Below are 17,084 nucleotides of genomic sequence, written 5' to 3' on the forward strand. Positions count from 1 at the left end.
TCATACGATATTTCGCTCAAATTACACCAATTACTATGGATATCAGGTTGATTGGAGTGGAAAATCGTACAAAACTCTTTGAGGATTTGTGCTGCCTATGCCCCATTGGTCTCCCGGACCTTCTCATCAAATCAAGCAATGATTTTGAGATAGAGCCAAAAAAAGATCTCCAAACCCGCTTTTGACGCCGGTCTGTAGATCTTCGTTCGCAGGCGGGTTGTTCACTATCCCCCGAAATCCTCTCTTACGAGATCAGAGTTGATGCCGATCGCCGCACGACTGCCTTCTCCGGCTGCGATAGATGTCTGGGCCGGCGCGATTACCGAGGTATCGCCCGCCGCATATACGCCGGGGATGCTTGTGCGGCCCAAGTTGTCCGTCTCTATGCCCCCTTGCCCGTTTATGAGACAGCCCAGCATTTCGCCGAACGGCGCAGCCTGCCGCCAATAAGGCGAGATGAAGCCTCCCGAGCGCTTCGCTTCCGTCCCGTCGTGGAATCGGACTGCTCGCAGTTTGCCGTTGTCTCCGACCAGCTCGGCGATTTTTTTCTCCGTCACAACCACTCCTCTGCCGTTTAGCGCCTGCACCTCCGTCCTGTCAAGCGATCTAGAGGAGCCGTTCGTGCAGACAAGCAGGTCACGGCTCCATTGATACGCTAGACGAGCCAGCGAGAATGCGTTCGATCCTTCTGCGATGACGACGAGCGGCCCATCCCGGAGCTCCCAACCGTCGCAATACGGGCAATTGAAGAGACTGCTGCCGTAAAACTCCGTCACTCCCGCAATTTTCGGCAATGTCTCCTTCAGTCCAGTCGCGAGCAGCAGTTTCCTGGCCCGGTAGGTTGCTCCGCCTCGGTCGCGCAGGAGAAAGCCTGAACCATCCAGCGGAGCCACCGCCTCGATCCGGCGGTCAACCGGCCAGACGGAAGGATAACGGGTGAGCTCCCGCCGAGCGAGCATCCTCAGCTCTTGCGGCGTAGCGCCGTCCCGTGTCATGAAACCATGCGTATGTCTTGTCACCGCGTTGCGCGGCGAATGGTCGTCGAACATCAGGACGCTCCGCCTGGCTCTGCCGAGCATCAGCGCCGCATTCAGTCCTGCCGGCCCTCCCCCGATAATGGCGCATTCCGCTTCCACTCCGCCACCGCCTTCCTTCTTCCCATCCGTCATCTGCCATACAGCAATCTCTTATGTATATCGCGAGAAGGCTGCCGACATGCATGCATACGAAGGGAAGGAAGCCGCAATGGCTGCTGTCGGTCCCGCTGGAAAAGCGAGGCTGTCATCTCCGGCTGATCAAATGGATCACGATCCGTCCAATCCCGACAAAACCTTCGCAGAGTTTCAAGTAGGCCGTACCAGCGTAAATCTCTCGCCTAACTTGGCGTAGTCGTTCCCCGCCAATCGGCTTACGGGCTTTAACGCTTCCGGATCGATACGCCCGTTATTGTACAGCTTCTCGTCAATATGGAACCTGACGACGCGGCCGATGAGCAGGTCGGTCGACGGTACGCCGGTATCTCCCATAAGCGTACCGCCAAGGGGGATGGCTTGCTCCAGCACGCATTCCAGACGGATCGCCGCCTCGGATACGCCGGGCACGGAGATGATCTCGCTGGCGACTGGAGTCAATCCCGCCAGCTCGACCTCGCTCACATCCGGAGGCGCGGGCGCCGCCGTCACGTTTAACGCTTCCACATAACACTCATCCGCGATATGCGTCACGAATTGCCGCTTCGCAATGGCATTGCGGGCGGTGTCCTTCTGTATGCCGCCTTTACGCTGCACCGATACCGCAATCATCGGAGGATCGGCCGCGACAATATTGAAGAAGCTGAAAGGCGCCGCATTTAACACTCCCTCCTCCGACAACGTTGTAACTAACGCAATCGGCCTCGGAATAATGCCTCCTATGAGCAGCTTATAATTATCCTGGGTGCTCTGTCCCTCCGGATCAATCGAAATCATCGTCATATCGTTAATCTCCCTTCATTAAGCGCGATGCGCGAAAGGACGACTGTCTCCCGGTCGTGCCGGGATGAGCCGTCCTTTTTATCGTAACCGATTATAGGAATGCCGAACATCCCCTGCCCTGGATGCCTCATTCGAGCGCAAAAGTTTGTTTAAACCACGCAGCAGCGGCATGCGCCTCCGCGCTCGTCAATTGGTGGCCGAACCGATCCCATCGCACTTCCACAACCGCCCCCGCTTCGCGTAGCAAAGCATCCAGCTCCTTCGTCTCGGTAGGCGGGCAGAGGGGGTCATTTTCGCCTGCCGCTATGAAAACAGGCACGCCCGATAAATCCGGCAGCTTTATGCCGCGAAGAGGAACCATTGGATGAAGAAGGATAGCGCCCTTGAGCGAATCCTTATAATGGAACAGCAGGCTTCCCGCTATGTTGGCTCCATTAGAGTAGCCTGCCGCCACGATATTGCTCCGATCAAATCCGTACTCCGTCGCCGCTTCCGCCAGGAACTCATGAAGCTCCCCAGTCCGGTATACCAGATCCTCGATGTCGAACACGCCTTCGGCGAGTCTGCGGAAGAATCGCGGCATGCCGTTCTCCAGCACGTTCCCTCTTACGCTGAGAACGGAGGAGCCCGGTGAGATCAGCTCCGCCAGCCCCAGCAGGTCGCGCTCTGTGCCTCCCGTCCCGTGAAGCATTAGCAGTATAGGCGCTTCCTCATTTTTGCCCTTGATATAGAGATGCTTCATCTTCATCGTCATTGTTCAGATTCCCTCCAATTCGCGCACCTCGAACGGTGTCAGCAGCTTCTCGATCTCCGCGCGGTTCTTTTCGTACCATTCGGGCAGCATCAGCTTCTCGCCAAGATGCTCCGCGTCTTCGTCTCGAGCGAAGCCCGGGGGATCCGTCGCGATCTCGAACAAAATTCCGCCTTCTTCCCTGAAGTACAGCGCGTTAAAATATTGTCTATCCACAATCGGTGTAGGCTGGTAGCCGCTCGCGGCTACGTGGCTTCTCCAGAGCGCGTGCTCCGCGTCGTCTTTCGCTCTCCATGCGATATGATGCACCGTACCGTGACCTCCATGGCCCGGGGCCATCGCGGTAGCGTTAACGTCGATGATGTTGCCGATGTCGCCGAAAGAACGATAGCGGACGTAACCGACATCCTCGCCAACTTTCGTTAATCCCATGACATCCTGGAGCAGCTTGCCTGTCGACTCTGGCGCTCCGCTAAACAGAACCGCGCCTCCGAAACCTTTGATCGCTTTGTCCGTTGTCACGCCTCCGAACGACCATTCGCTATTGGCTCCTTCCGCCCGGGCGACGATTTCGCCGCGCAGCCCGTCTGTGTCAGCGAAGCCCAGGTACGTCTCGCCGAATCGCTGCGTCTCTTCCACTTCGACACCCAGCTTAGTCAAACGCTCGCGCCAAAATGGCAGCGCGCCTTCGGGAACAACATACGTCGTGATGCCGACTTGACCCGCTCCGATCCGGCCTCTGCGGGATTCTTCCCAAGGGAAAAACGTGATGATGGTGCCGGGGCTGCCGCCTTGGTCGCCGAAGTACAGATGATAGACTTCCGGAGCGTCGAAGTTGATCGTTTTTTTTACCAGACGCAGTCCCAGTATCCCGGCATAAAAATCGGAAGTGGCCTGTGGATCTCGTACGAATGCCGTAATGTGATGGATGCCTGCCGTTTGTGCACGACCCTCGAAGCTCGCTTGCCCTTGCGCGTTTTGGATTGTCATAAGAATCTCTCCTCTTTTTGCATAATATTTGTGAATCTTAAAATTAAGATATATGTTCGATAGAAGCAGTCCTTCCTGCCTAGTGTGGCTACTTGTAGGACTGCTGGGCGTACTTTCCTAATTTCTTGAGCAGAATGCTGGCCTGCGCCTTCTCTTCGTCGGTCAGACCGCCAGTTGCTTCTTCGATGCATATAGTATGCGCCGGGAACACTTCTTCTATAAACTTGCTGCCTTCATCCGTAATTTCGCCGTAGATCAACCGCCGATCTTCCTTGGATGCGCGCCTGCGGCACAGTCCCTTTTTCTCCAGCTTATCGATGACGTATGTGATGTTGCCGCTGCTCATCAGCACCTTACCGCCAATCTGCTGCAGGGGCTGTGGCCCGCGATGGTACAACATCTCCAATACGCCGAATTCCGTTCTGTTGAGACCGTGGCTGCGAATATCCCGATCAATGTGGGCATTTACCCACTGGGTGGCCCGCGAAAGCGCAATGTAAAGGTCCAGAGAGACATTGGATTTAGCAGCGTTGCCTGGTGTCGATTGATGGGTTGGATGGTTGTCACTGCTCATATTCATCCGCTCCTTTCCTTCAATTTGAATTATCTTAAATTAAAGATATCAGAAGACGCGGCTATTGTCAACTGCCGATTGAAAGATCATTCGGTTTGGGAGAAGCGCTCCGCTAATCCTTATATGGATTGCCGCACGTAAGACATACATCGTGCACACCGACTTAAAGACCACCACTGGGCAGAAACCCCTGGGAAAGCCGGTCTAGACGTCTTAACTACCGCCAACCAAGCGCATCTGCAAGTTTAAGTCGGTCTCACCCATGAGGGTTGCAACAAACGTTACATCAACAGTGCGATTGGATGTTTCTCATAGTAGATCAATTATTTTACAGCCTCTTTTTGAGAGAGTGAGCCAAAAACGCAATCCCTACCTAGTTGTAGTCACATTCTCCCAATAATTGTGTTAATTACTTTTTTCTATGTCACTTTACTTTTCTTGAACATGCCTAATTCCGTTCGCAACGGGGGTACTTCTCTTGATGAACCCCTTTTCTTTCCTGTGGATGTTCGTGTAGGCGCTCGGAATAGAGCGTTTAGGAACTGGATCCAAGGATGAAACATATGAATACGGAACAACTCGAGGACGCGCCAAACGCTTTTCTTCGTTTCTAAGTGTAACTGCATGTACTGTGCAAGCATAAAAGTGATCAGCGTGAGGTAAATCTGGTTCCAAATCGCTTGTGGTTTGTAGCTATGCAGTTTCTTCAGCCTTAGATGTTGTTTGATCCATTTGAAAAAAAGCTCGATTAACCATCTGCATTTGTAGATATGAGCGACTTCTTCGGCCGTGATGTCTAGTCGCGAGGTTAGCAGACGGTAGAAACGCCCCTGCTCATCATAAAACTCCACGAGTCGAATGCGTTCTTTCATGGAGCGGAAATCGCCGCCTACGCTAACGATCGCATCTCGGGTGATGGAGCCATCTGGCGTTACTTGCCTTTCTTCTACAACGGTGGTCAGGGCACGATCCCGCATACGCATGACGAAACGAATGCCTCGCCGGATCCAGTTATCCATGTTTTTGTAGTTATCGTAGCCACGGTCCATGACATAGGTCACGGTGGACTCGGTCACAAGCTCAACGGTAGCCGCTCGATCTCCGACGTTTAACGTCGATGGGATCACGGCATCGGGATAAACGACATCAGGCGAAGCAGTCAAGAGACGTACGTGCAGTTTGACACCGCTGGACGTAGACGAAACTCTGGCCCAGTCTCCAAGCACAAGCGGCAATTTCACCTTGGATGAGTCAATAAGAGCTAGGCGCCCAATGCTAGGTGAAATGCCCTTCAGATTTGCCGTCAGCTTCTGGATATGAACCAAGCCATGGAGGAAGAGTTCATGCAGCATTTCCGTTGGAATCTGGGCCAATTTACGCGAAAGTTGTGCAGCGCTAATGCAGGGTAGATCGAGAACGGATCGTAATTCGGAGTGCGCGTAGATTTGTTCTTCCATCTCGACATAACTCTGCCAATTATTGAACTGAGCAAGAACGAACACCAAGATGCTTTTGCTAATCGTAAGCTTCTTCGCATAGCGATCGGCGTAGAGTAGACGATCCTGTACATCCAAAGGCAGTAAAGAAAGTAGTTGACGAACGACAGTGTTTTGGGTTACGTTATCCATGGTTTGGACTCCTTGTTTAGAGGTCGTGGACAACGTGCTACGTCTCTAAATGTAGGAGCCTTTTTCTGTTTTGTCCATGAAAAACGTGCAGGTAATTACAAATATAGTAACTTCTGTTTGAATCATGTGAGGTTTACTGCAACGTTAATGGGTCTCGTCGACTTAACGGCCGCCAACCGAGCTCATCTGCAAGTTTAAGTCGGTCTCGTCGACTTAACGGCCGCCAACCACGCGCATCTGCAAGTTTAAGTCGGTCTCGTCCACTAGCGTTGCATCAAAGCTTACACTGTAAATAAATTTTCTAAAAGTAACTAATTTTGTAATTTTGTGTTCCTTTTTCATGGACAAAGCATGAAAAAAACTCCATTGTAATGAGGTAGGATACCGATCCATACACCCAATACAAAGGAGTAGCCGTAATGAGTGTATCGGATAAACAGGTCGTTCGTCAATGCCTTTCTCTTTTACCTTTGCAAGATTTTGTTGCCCCTTTTCTGGATTACCGGAAACAGTTCAAAACGGTTCAGCTGCTCAAACTTTTTATCACCGGGCAATTGCTGAACTGGGACTCCCTTCGTACCATAGAAAGCGCTATTCGCTCGGATGAAGGGTTTCAGGCTGAGTTTCAAGTGAAAAGCATCAGCAAGTCTCAGCTTTCACGTCGCATGAATAGCCTGCCCGTCGAGATTACACAAGCTTTGTTTGCTGCCGTGGTGCATGCCCTTCGAGAGCCGATCAAACCTTCTTTAAAGGGAAAGAAGCCCGTGTTGGCTATCGTCGATTCCACAAGCCTTCGCATGCCGCCTGTCTTAGGCGATTGGGCGTATGTGACGGAGAAACAAAACAGTGTAAAGGTCCATACTCGCTTGGTGTTTATCGATGAGCATACCGCGTATCCTGACCATATCGTGCCCTCCACGGGCAACATAAGCGACTTCTCAGGGTCGGATGATCTTGTTGTGGTCGATCCCAACGTGCTTTATGTCATGGATCGCGGTTACGTTTGTTATGTCAGGATGGAGAAATGGGTGACGAACAAAATCGATTTCGTCATTCGGCTTGCGAATCATCACTACGCCGAGGTTCAAAGCGAAAGACCGTCCACGGGTGAACGCTCTACCATCGTTCGCGATGCCGTGGTTATCCTCGGTAACCAGCCTAAAACTAAAATGAGAACACCACTACGCCTCATTGAGTTCTACGATGATCAAGGCCGGTTTTATCGGATCGCAACAACCAGACATGACCTACCTGCAGAAGAACTGATGGACGTCTATCGCAATCGCTGGCTAATTGAACTGTTCTTTAAATGGCTGAAGCAGCATCTGAAGTTCGCCAAACTCTACAGCTATCAACCGGATGCGGTGTGGAATCATATTTATCTAGCATTGGTCGGATACGGATTATCGTATCTGGTTAAACGTGAGCTCCATACGACGCATTCAACATGGGATATTCTCCGACTCATTCGCTTGTATGCGACGAAGAGGTGGTCGGCCTTTCTGACAGAAGTACACAGAATCCCAAAAGCCTGTAAGGTAACCAAACGAAAGACGGGTCCACCTAAGCTGCGAGAAGCCACGGAAACGCCTGGTGTGCGAGTACAACAGCCAAAGAAAAGAAATAGGTAATTTTTTTTGGAAAGGTAGCCTACGCTTAGGTGGAGCTGTCTTTTAATTGCAGGTAACATAAAACTTTGTAAAAATCAGCACGTTGTAGTGTTACAACGTGAGTGTGGAAGCATTAATGCAACGCTAGTGGAGGTTTTCCTATTAATTACTTTAATCAGAATTATGAATCCGTGTTAGAGGGCGTTTTTCCCATTAAACCATAATGATTGGCTGCTTCGGAAAAGAGGTTATATGTTTCTTCAGACGTCAGACCGCTGGCCACGAATAACGGGTTCATCTGCACTAGCGTTGCATCAAAGCTTACACTGCAAATAAATTTTCTAAAAGTAACTAATTTTGTAATTTTGTGTTCCTTTTTCATGGACAAAGCATGAAAAAAACTCCATTGTAATGAGGTAGGATACCGATCCATACACCCAATACAAAGGAGTAGCCGTAATGAGTGTATCGGATAAACAGGTCGTTCGTCAATGCCTTTCTCTTTTACCTTTGCAAGATTTTGTTGCCCCTTTTCTGGATTACCGGAAACAGTTCAAAACGGTTCAGCTGCTCAAACTTTTTATCACCGGGCAATTGCTGAACTGGGACTCCCTTCGTACCATAGAAAGCGCTATTCGCTCGGATGAAGGGTTTCAGGCTGAGTTTCAAGTGAAAAGCATCAGCAAGTCTCAGCTTTCACGTCGCATGAATAGCCTGCCCGTCGAGATTACACAAGCTTTGTTTGCTGCCGTGGTGCATGCCCTTCGAAAGCCGATCAAACCTTCTTTAAAGGGAAAGAAGCCCGTGTTGGCTATCGTCGATTCCACAAGCCTTCGCATGCCGCCTGTCTTAGGCGATTGGGCGTATGTGACGTAGAAACAAAACAGTGTAAAGGTTCATACTCGCTTGGTGTTTATCGATGAGCATACCGCGTATCCTGACCATATCGTGCCCTCCACGGGCAACATAAGCGACTTTTCAGGGTCGGATGATCTTGTTGTGGTCGATCCCAACGTGCTTTATGTCATGGATCGCGGTTACGTTTGTTATGTCAGGATGGAGAAATGGGTGACGAACAAAATCGATTTCGTCATTCGGCTTGCGAATCATCACTACGCCGAGGTTCAAAGCGAAAGACCGTCCACGGGTGAACGCTCTACCATCGTTCGCGATGCCGTGGTTATCCTCGGTAACCAGCCTAAAACTAAAATGAGAACACCACTACGCCTCATTGAGTTCTACGATGATCAAGGCCGGTTTTATCGGATCGCAACAACCAGACATGACCTACCTGCAGAAGAACTGATGGACGTCTATCGCAATCGCTGGCTAATTGAACTGTTCTTTAAATGGCTGAAGCAGCATCTGAAGTTCGCCAAACTCTACAGCTATCAACCGGATGCGGTGTGGAATCATATTTATCTAGCATTGGTCGGATACGGATTATCGTATCTGGTTAAACGTGAGCTCCATACGACGCATTCAACATGGGATATTCTCCGACTCATTCGCTTGTATGCGACGAAGAGGTGGTCGGCCTTTCTGACAGAAGTACACAGAATCCCAAAAGCCTGTAAGGTAACCAAACGAAAGACGGGTCCACCTAAGCTGCGAGAAGCCACGGAAACGCCTGGTGTGCGAGTACAACAGCCAAAGAAAAGAAATAGGTAATTTTTTTTTGGAAAGGTAGCCTACGCTTAGGTGGAGCTGTCTTTTAATTGCAGGTAACATAAAACTTTGTAAAAATCAGCACGTTGTAGTGTTACAACGTGAGTGTGGAAGCATTAATGCAACGCTAGTGGGTCTAATCGACTTAACGGCCGCCAACCAAGCGCATCTGCAAGTTTAAGTCGGTCTCGACGTCTTAACGGCCACCGACCGAACTGGACCGGCAGTAGTCCGTTCTCATCGACATTCGCCGCCCTCGCATCTCCAGAAAAGTAAAATCCCCGCCACCGCACCTCATATGGCACAGTCGCGGGGAATGCACATTCTCTTCTTAAGATTCAAAAAGCAGATGGCGTAGGGGTTGTCCAGCCACCCCGTACGCAGAGCCTAATCTGCAACGGCTCCCCCTGGCTTACGCCTGCAACGGCTCCCCAGACTACGCCTTCAACAGCTCCCCACGCTACGCCTGCACCGGCTCACCTAGCTTACGCCTGCAACGGCTCCCCAGGCTACGCTTGCATCGGCTCCTCAGGCCACGCCTGCATCGGCTCCCCTGACTTACGCCTGCAACGGCACTCCAGGCAACGCCTGCAACGGCTCCCCGGCTACTCCCGCAACGGCTCTCCCCTGGCTTACGCCTGTACCGCGGCGGCATGTCCATCCGCTGGCGGCGAGTCCGGTCTGACCAGCGCGTGTTTCTCCCACTTGCGGCTGCGCCAGCGGAAGTAGAAAATAATCGCGCGGACCCACTCGTCTGCGGCGATCGCCAGCCAAACGCCCGGCAGCCCCATATCCAGCTGGAACACGAGCAGATAGCCGAGAGGCAAGCTCATGCCAATCATCGAGAAAACACCGACATAAAGCGGATACTTCGCATCGCCGGAAGCCCGCAGCGAGTTTACGATGACGATATTAATCGTACGCCCTGTCTCCAGAATGAAGCTATAGAGCAGCACCTGCGCCCCTAATCTGAGCACATCGGGATCATCCGTAAAGAAGCCGACGAGTTTCTCGCGGAACAGCATCACAATCACGACGACGATCAGCGTGCCGATGCTGGCGGAGCGAACGCTCATCCAGACGCGGCGGTACGCAGCGTCCGGGCGCCCTTCGCCGACAAGACGGCCGACCATGATGGACGTGCCGATGCCGATCGCGAATGCGAACAGATAGATCAACATCGAAATATTCGATGCGTATTGCTTCGCCGCCAGCGACGCCTCGCCCAGATACGTCGTGTAAGCGAGGAAGACGATCTGGCAGCTATGGTACATCACCTGTTCCAGCGCGGAAGGGATGCCGATTTTTAAAATTTTGCCTACAAATTCCTTGGACAGATTTAAATAATAGCGGAACTGGATACGCACTTCCATAATGCGATACAGCAGCCAGAAGAAGACGACAACCGCGATAAGGCGGCTGCCGATCGTCGAGATCGCCGCGCCTTCCACGCCCAGGGCCGGCATGCCCCAGTTGCCGAAAATCAGCGCATAGTTGCCGATTATATGGATAACGTTCATGCCCAGCGCGACAAGCATCGCTTCCTTTGTAAATCCGTGCACGCGAATGATCGCTGCCAGCGAGTTGATAATCGCTTGCAGAAAAATCGCTCCGCCGACAATTTGCAGATAACTTTGGGCGTAGTCGTACACTTCGCCTTGCAGATTCAATGAACTCAGCAAGTAACCGTTAAATGCTACGAATCCGATACTCAGCACCACGCCGACGATCAGATTGAGCGTAACGGCGAGCGCCGATATTTTGGCCGCTTCAAAAAATTTCTTCGAACCGATATACTGAGCCACGACGATGGACGCCCCGTTGCCGATGACCTCCAGCAGCAATATGGCGATGTGCAAATACTGATTGGACGCGCCTACGCCGGACACCGCATTGTCCGAAATCTCGCTCAGCATAAACGTATCCGCGATCCCCATCATCATGAACAACGCCACTTCAAGGAAAATCGGCCACGTCAAATAAAACAACTTAAGATCCTTGGCCTTCTCTCCTCCGCCAAGAACCTGTTGTCCAGTAGGTTCACTCAAACTCTTCACCTTCATCCTATGTCTATTCTCTATTTGAGTCTGTCGTATCGTAACATAGAATGGGGGCTTACGCATACGGGAATTTGCTGGTTAACGAAACTTTCACGTTCCTTGCTTCGGAGAGAGGCTGCCGCCACGGATAGCCCCCACGGTCAGCAGTAAAAGCGAGGTTCCCACACCCAGGGTCAAATCCATGTACGGCCAATATTCATTCATCTGCTGGAAGTGATTGATATTCGGAGAGATCAGCACGGACATAGACACAAGAAGGACGCCTGACGGCAGTACCATCGACCGGTATTGTTGAAGACGGAACAAATGGGCGAGTGTCATATGGAACACATAGAAGTACAAAGAGGTCTTGATGAAGCTCGTCAGCAGCCACATAAAAGCCAGGATAACCTCGATTCGCTGAAGGAATTGGCCCACGTCGATCTTCTTCGCCAACGCGTAGCTGGGATACATGTTTCTTGCGGCCAGGTCTTGACCCAGAATGGAGACGGACAGAAAAATAATGAGCGCTATTATCACTCCTCCGAACAGTGCTCCCTTCAAGAAGCTGCCCCGAATGGCTCCCGAATTACTGACATGGGGAATAACCATTAGCAGCACGCTCAGCTCCGCAAACGGGTAGGCCGTCGTCGACACGGCGCCTTGCACGACTGGAGCAAGCCCATTCTCCATAACCGGAAGCAGCTTGCTCGTCTCTATACTTGGCACCAAGAATAGAACGAATACAAACAGGAACAGAATCAGCACGGGAAAAAAAAATTCGCTTGTCCTTGCGATGCACTCTAATCCAAGATAAACCGCCATAAGGACGACGGCCGCATAGAAGATGTGGATCGCATGAATCGGCGTCTCCGGCATCATCTGAGTCGTCATGAAGTCGCCAATCTCCCGCACATGGGCAGCAGACGATAAGAATATATATACGAGAAAGGCACATGCTATGGCGCCCCCCAGCCATCTCCCAAGCACGGTCTCCGCATAGTCCACAAACGTCCTTCCGGCATTGCGCTTTCCAACCGCGCTGTACAGCAGCACGACACCGATTCCGAAGACGATGCCCAGCAGTGCGGAAATCCAGGCATCTCGCCCCGCCGCTTGCGCCGGGACAGCCGGGAGGATCAGAATCGTGTCGCCGATCGTGATATAGATCGCAAGAAGCGCGAATTGTCTGCCGTTAATCAGCTCGAGGTTCTTCATCCCTCATTCACTCTCCTCAGGCCAAACGTCGTTTCTACCAGAATGTCGATCGGACGAAAAATCGCGGCAAGCCAGTCCATGGGATTAGGCAGCCCCGCGTCCAAACCAAGTCCCACCGAAATTCCCGTGCCGAGCGCAAGCAAGAAGCCGAACAGCCCCAACTCCTTCCACTGCTTGCTCCGCCACATGCGCGGTACCTCCAGAACGCATATACAAGCGGCTATCGCCGCGATTCCCGCTATCGCCATCGTCTTCCTACTCCTTCATCTCGTCGAGGAATGACTCCCCTACCGTTCCGATTCTTCTGATCTTCATATCGACTTTGAATGAAACCTTCAGCTCTTTAAAAATTTGGTCCCATTCATTCTGGACGCGGTTCCAATATGACGGGTTTGCACGATGAATCGCTTCGCCGAAACCGAACACGTCGGTTCCCAGCTTCTGCGCTTTGGCGACAGCTTGTTCCGCGTTCAGTCGCATCGTCTCCTCCGCTCGCTTCTCAATCTCCTCCAGCGAGTTCCTTCCCGTAATACGCATGTGGCATTCGACGTCCACGACATTCGCCTCCGAGCGCATAGTGACGACGACCTCGGGCTTGCCGTTCTTCACGCTGCCCTCCATTTTCGACTTCGATCGGATGACCTCGACGGCAAGCTTGCCTCCCTCGGGGCATGTTGTCTCCACCATGGTACTGTTGAGACGATTCGTGATATCACTGAAGCCCTTGCTCTCCGATTCATTTAACCATCCGATCAGCTTGTCGGAGCGAAACACGGCAATGCCTTGGTACTGCAGTCTCGTTGGCGTATCCGGCGTTTTCAGATTTTGGAGCTGGCGCCCGACAATGGGATCACCTTTAATCGTGATGCCGGTCAATGCGGGCTGTACGCCCTTATCGACGATCTCCGTGATGAGATCATCCAGCTGCACCGACACGGTTGGCGCCCAGGCACTTTCCGATACTTTAAGCGAGGAATACAGCTTGGCGGCCGGAATTTTCTCCATAGGCGTGAGAATGCGCAAAACGTCGAACGCCTTATGACCTTTGGCCACAACGATATAAAAGTCCGTCCGCCCTTCCTGATCGCGAGACAGCAGGTCGAGCGGCTTCCCCATCCCTTCCCGGGCAAGCTCCTCTCCAATCACATAGAGGCGCAAATGGGCAAAATACAGCTTTCGCGGCGTCACCGTCGTCATTCTGCGGATCGCCTCCGCCATTGTATCGCCTGTTGCGTCGTAAGTGGTCACCGGAGAAAAACTGCCGCCGGACGATCCGGCCGCAACCTCGGACGGATCGACGACTTGCACCGATACATGGTAGCCGCGTTCCGCCTTGTCTACGCCGATCGCCGTGACAATCGCAAGGTCGTTTAGCTCCCGGCGATTCCAGCACCCCGTCGCCGTCGCAAGCGAAAGGATGAGCAGAAGCGTGCCTAGCGTCCTGCCTCTTCGCATAGTGATTGCTCCTTCTCCTGGCTATTTGCCCGGCTTCGGCTTCGCCGCCTTCGCCGGCTGCTGCCGTTTGCCGTTGGACCCCGTCATCAAACTCGGCCTTTTGGTCATCATCCAGTGCGGCAACCGGAAGATCGCATCCTTCTGATCTTCAAGCTTCATGGGGGCAAAAGGGGTCAAATAAGGAACCCCGAACGTACGAAGACTGGTAAGATGCAGCACGATCGCGAAAGTTCCCAAAATGATGCCAAACAACCCGAACGACGCAGCAAGTCCCATCAAGGGAAACCTGAGCATCCGGATGGCATTGGCCATGCTGTAAGCAGGGAACACAAAGCTCGAGATCGCCGTCGTTGATACGACGATGACCATCGCAGCAGATACGATTCCGGCATCTACGGCAGCTTGTCCAATAACGAGAGTGCCGACGATGGATACGGCAGGACCGATCGTCCTCGGCATTCGGAGCCCAGCCTCCTTCAGAATTTCGAAAGCGACCTCCATCATTAAAGCTTCAATAAAGGCCGGGAAAGGAATGCCCTCCCGTTGAGCGGCGAGACTTATTAGCAGCTGCGTAGGCAGCATCTCCTGATGGAAGGTTGTAATGGCCACGTAAAGCGATGGAAAATACAGCGCGATAAAGATGCCTACGTACCGCAGAAGCCGAATCAATGTGCTGATGTCCGAACGGTGATAATAATCTTCCGCCGCGTGCAGAAAAGAGACGAACACGGCGGGGACGATCAGCACGAACGGCGTTCCGTCGACCAGTATCGCGACCTTTCCCTCCAGCAGTTCGGCGGCGATCACGTCGGGACGTTCCGTATTGTAAACCGTCGGGAACGGCGTGAACGTCTCGTCCTGAATCAACTCCTCGATATAGCCGCTCTCCAGGATGCCGTCGATATCGATGTTGTCGAGACGCTTTCGTACTTCCTCGACGATTTTGTCATTCGCGATTCCCTGCATGAACATGATGGATACGTCCGTCTCGGTTTCTCGTCCGATCCGGCGCGTCTCCAGTCTTAGCCGCGGACTTTTGATTCTGCGTCTAATCAGTGCCGTATTCGTCCTCAGCGTCTCCGAGAAAGCTTCTCTCGGCCCCCGTATGACCGATTCCGTGTTCGTCTCCGATACGCCTCTGTCCTTCCAGCCCTTGGTCCCCGCGGCAATGGCGTGGTCGAGGCCGTCCAGCAGCACAATCGTGTTTCCCGACAACAGGGCGTGGAACAGCGACTTGAACACGTGCACGAACTCCAGCTCTCCCACGGCCAGGATATGCCGCTCCAGCTCGGATACGACCTCCTTGGCGCCCCTCCCGGTCCGTTCGTGCTCCTGGTCGGCGTCGTCCGACATCGCTCTATCCAGAATAAATTCCGCTACGAATTGCTCGCTCGCCAATCCTTCGGTAAACACGATGGCGGCCGCCACGCCTCCGCTCAGCCGGATTGGCCGAATGACGATATCGTCGCTGCCTCCGAGCACTTCCCGAATCGTGTCCAGATTGTCCTTGAGCGAAGCCGACAACGGCCTTGGCGTTTCTTCCGCATCGTTCCCGTCCAAGCCATCCTGGCGTGCCGATGAACGCTTCCAGCTTCTCATCCTGCTCATTGGTTCCATCCCCGATTGTTTGGCATTGTCTTTCCTATAATATGGTCATTTCTCGCCAATTTTAGACAAAATTTTCAACACAAAAAACTCGAAGATCCGCTTGACTAGACGCCAAATTGCCGTTATGCTTATGAACAATATATCGTTACAGCCATGAGTGGAAGTAGTACCTTGGGGCGGATGTCCGCAGCGAGCCGGCGGTTGGTGAAAGGTCCGGCGCAGACGTCTAAGGGAATGGATCCGCTCGCTTCGGCCCGAACCTCGAATGCGAGCAGTAGGCCCCGACGGCAGCTCCCCCCGTTATTCCAGGGAGACATGAACGAAAGCACGCAAGCGGCCTCGCGCTGTTTTGCTCCGTTCGTGTAAGAGTGCGGCCCTTATGGCCGAATTCGGGTGGTATCGCGGAGTTCACGCTTCGTCCCTGTTACAGGGGGCGGAGCGTTTTTTTGCGTTTACCGGAGCGGCTGCAATTACGCGAGCACACGACCACTATCCCAAAGAAATGAGGTTATCCCATGTCCAACAAACGATTCCTGTCCGGCATCAAACCCAGCGGCGATCTCAACATCGGCGGCTACATCGGCGCCTTGCGCCAATTCGTTATGATGCAAGAGGAGGGCGAGTGCTACTTCTTCGTGCCCGACCTTCATGCCGTCACCATTCCGCAAGATCCCAAGGAGCTGCGAGAGCGCTCGCGCCAGATCGCGGCATTGTACATCGCCGCGGGGATCGATCCCCGCGGCAGCGCCATCTTTATGCAGTCGCATGTATCCGCCCATGCGGAGCTCGGCTGGTTGATGGAGACGCAGGCTCACTTCGGCGAGCTTAGCCGCATGACGCAATTCAAGGATAAGTCGGACGGCAAAGATACCGTCAGCTCCGCTCTTTTCACTTACCCGGCGCTTATGGCCGCCGACATCCTGCTGTACCAGGCGACGCATGTGCCGGTCGGAGACGACCAGAAGCAGCATCTGGAGCTGACGCGCGACCTCGCCACCCGCTTTAACAATCGGTTCGGAGAGACTTTTACCGTGCCGGAGCCGATCATTAGAGAAGTTGGCGCCCGCGTCATGGGCCTTGACGATCCTTCCAGCAAGATGAGCAAAAGCAACCCGAACCAAAGCAGCTACATTCTCCTGCTCGACGAGCCGGGCGTCATTCGCAAGAAGTTCTCCCGCGCCGTCACCGACTCCGACATGAACGTGCGCTACGACTGGGAGGCGAAGCCGGCCGTCAGCAACCTCATCGAGATCTATTCCGTCTTCGCGGATATCGGGATCGCAGAGGTCGAGCGCAGATTCGAAGGGCAAGGCTACGGCGCATTCAAAAAGGATCTCGCCGAAGTCGTCATCGCCAAGCTCGAGCCGATCCAGCAGAGATATGCCGAGCTCGTCCATTCCGAAGAGCTCGACCGCATCCTGAAGGACGGCGCGAACCGCGCCGCGGAAGTCGCGAATCGCACGCTGAATGCCGCCAAAAAGGCAATGGGCTTCTTGACGTTCTAGGTTCATAAAGGAAGGGGATGCCCCAAGTCATCGCGACTTTCGGAGCATCCCCTTTTTAATTCATT

Annotated in this window: 14 protein-coding genes and 1 pseudogene; 4 read left to right on the forward strand and 11 right to left on the reverse strand. The window is 53.0% G+C overall.

From position 1 onward, the window contains the following. Window positions 1–224 precede the first annotated feature (224 nt). The 6 genes from H7F31_RS01460 to H7F31_RS01485 all read right to left on the reverse strand — a co-directional run bounded on the left by H7F31_RS01460 (window position 225) and on the right by H7F31_RS01485 (window position 5,916). Entirely contained in the window at window positions 225–1,169 is a 945-nt protein-coding gene (locus H7F31_RS01460) for an NAD(P)/FAD-dependent oxidoreductase (protein ID WP_397373682.1), read from the reverse strand. A 174-nt stretch (window positions 1,170–1,343) separates the two neighbouring features. Beyond that, window positions 1,344–1,967 (reverse strand): flavin reductase family protein, encoded by a 624-nt coding sequence (locus H7F31_RS01465; protein WP_187105166.1) that lies wholly within the window; start codon window positions 1,965–1,967, stop codon window positions 1,344–1,346. A gap of 133 nt (window positions 1,968–2,100) precedes the next feature. Then, a complete protein-coding gene (locus H7F31_RS01470) occupies window positions 2,101–2,721 on the reverse strand; it encodes an alpha/beta hydrolase (RefSeq protein WP_261800459.1) in 621 nt (206 codons plus the stop codon). 9 nt (window positions 2,722–2,730) lie between these two features. Next, a complete protein-coding gene (locus H7F31_RS01475) occupies window positions 2,731–3,714 on the reverse strand; it encodes a VOC family protein (RefSeq protein ID WP_187102692.1) in 984 nt (327 codons plus the stop codon). 88 nt (window positions 3,715–3,802) lie between these two features. Continuing rightward, window positions 3,803–4,288, reverse strand: coding sequence for a MarR family winged helix-turn-helix transcriptional regulator (locus H7F31_RS01480; RefSeq protein WP_187102693.1), 486 nt, complete (start codon window positions 4,286–4,288; stop codon window positions 3,803–3,805). Between the two features lie 419 nt (window positions 4,289–4,707). Then, on the reverse strand, window positions 4,708–5,916 hold the full coding sequence (locus H7F31_RS01485; RefSeq protein WP_187100809.1) for an IS4 family transposase: 1,209 nt from the start codon (window positions 5,914–5,916) through the stop codon (window positions 4,708–4,710). Between the two features lie 419 nt (window positions 5,917–6,335). Between H7F31_RS01485 and H7F31_RS01490 the strand changes: the two genes are divergently transcribed. The 3 genes and pseudogenes from H7F31_RS01490 to H7F31_RS01500 form a co-directional block, all read left to right on the forward strand. Beyond that, window positions 6,336–7,547 carry an IS4 family transposase gene (locus H7F31_RS01490; protein WP_187101916.1) on the forward strand — a complete coding sequence of 404 codons (1,212 nt, stop codon included), beginning with the start codon at window positions 6,336–6,338 and terminating at the stop codon, window positions 7,545–7,547. 438 nt (window positions 7,548–7,985) lie between these two features. Then, on the forward strand, window positions 7,986–8,402 hold the full coding sequence (locus H7F31_RS01495; protein WP_187102694.1) for a hypothetical protein: 417 nt from the start codon (window positions 7,986–7,988) through the stop codon (window positions 8,400–8,402). A gap of 18 nt (window positions 8,403–8,420) precedes the next feature. After that, window positions 8,421–9,197 (forward strand): annotated as a pseudogene (locus H7F31_RS01500) (IS4 family transposase); the annotation flags it as partial. A gap of 629 nt (window positions 9,198–9,826) precedes the next feature. On the opposite strand, the gene H7F31_RS01505 reads toward H7F31_RS01500, so the two are convergent. The 5 genes from H7F31_RS01505 to H7F31_RS01525 form a co-directional block, all read right to left on the reverse strand. Further along, window positions 9,827–11,242 carry an MATE family efflux transporter gene (locus H7F31_RS01505; protein WP_261800269.1) on the reverse strand — a complete coding sequence of 472 codons (1,416 nt, stop codon included), beginning with the start codon at window positions 11,240–11,242 and terminating at the stop codon, window positions 9,827–9,829. Between the two features lie 102 nt (window positions 11,243–11,344). Beyond that, complete coding sequence (locus H7F31_RS01510) at window positions 11,345–12,451, reverse strand: GerAB/ArcD/ProY family transporter (protein WP_187102697.1); 1,107 nt, start codon at window positions 12,449–12,451, stop codon at window positions 11,345–11,347. Next, window positions 12,448–12,699 (reverse strand): hypothetical protein, encoded by a 252-nt coding sequence (locus tag H7F31_RS01515; RefSeq protein WP_187102698.1) that lies wholly within the window; start codon window positions 12,697–12,699, stop codon window positions 12,448–12,450. Before H7F31_RS01515 ends, H7F31_RS01510 begins: the two co-directional genes overlap by 4 nt. 7 nt (window positions 12,700–12,706) lie before the next feature. After that, window positions 12,707–13,906 carry a Ger(x)C family spore germination protein gene (locus tag H7F31_RS01520; protein WP_187102699.1) on the reverse strand — a complete coding sequence of 400 codons (1,200 nt, stop codon included), beginning with the start codon at window positions 13,904–13,906 and terminating at the stop codon, window positions 12,707–12,709. Window positions 13,907–13,927: 21 nt separating this feature from the next. Next, a complete protein-coding gene (locus H7F31_RS01525; protein ID WP_187105168.1) occupies window positions 13,928–15,505 on the reverse strand; it encodes a spore germination protein in 1,578 nt (525 codons plus the stop codon). Between the two features lie 524 nt (window positions 15,506–16,029). On the opposite strand from H7F31_RS01525, the gene trpS reads away from it, so the two are divergent. Further along, window positions 16,030–17,019, forward strand: coding sequence for a tryptophan--tRNA ligase (gene trpS / locus H7F31_RS01530; RefSeq protein WP_187102700.1), 990 nt, complete (start codon window positions 16,030–16,032; stop codon window positions 17,017–17,019). Window positions 17,020–17,084: the final 65 nt, after the last annotated feature.

The sequence above is a fragment of the Paenibacillus sp. PAMC21692 genome (assembly GCF_014303795.1).
GTDB classification, from domain to species: domain Bacteria; phylum Bacillota; class Bacilli; order Paenibacillales; family Paenibacillaceae; genus Pristimantibacillus; species Pristimantibacillus agaridevorans.